The organism is Neorhizobium sp. T25_27, assembly GCF_002968565.1.
Lineage (GTDB): Bacteria > Pseudomonadota > Alphaproteobacteria > Rhizobiales > Rhizobiaceae > Neorhizobium > Neorhizobium tomejilense.
Genome location: NZ_PVBJ01000040.1, coordinates 1 through 411 on the forward strand (window position 1 = coordinate 1; position 411 = coordinate 411).

Sequence of the window (411 nt, forward strand, 5' to 3'; positions counted from 1 at the left end):
GCTGTAACCCCAGAACAGCTACAGCATCATCGCTTTGTGCTGGAAAGCGTAAACGGTAAGCCCGTGACCAGCGATAAAAATCCGCCAGAAATCAGCTTTGGTGAAAAGATGATGATTTCCGGCAGCATGTGTAACCGCTTTAGCGGTGAAGGCAAACTGTCTAATGGTGAACTGACAGCCAAAGGGCTGGCAATGACCCGTATGATGTGCGCTAACCCGCAGCTTAATGAACTCGATAACACCATTAGCGAAATGCTGAAAGAAGGTGCACAAGTGGATCTGACCGCGAACCAGTTAACGCTGGCGACCGCGAAACAGACATTAACTTATAAGCTGGCGGATTTAATGAATTAATAGCGGCCACAGCTCCCGGCGGCAAGTGACTGTTCGCTACAGCGTTTGCCGTTGGGT

1 protein-coding gene is annotated in these 411 nt (G+C 49.9%); it reads left to right on the plus strand.

Annotated features, from left to right (window positions below):
• On the plus strand, positions 1–354 hold a 354-nt coding region (gene hslJ / locus C5J24_RS31615), incomplete at its 5' end, for a heat shock protein HslJ (protein ID WP_052988974.1).
• Between the last annotated feature and the right edge of the window lie 57 nt (positions 355–411).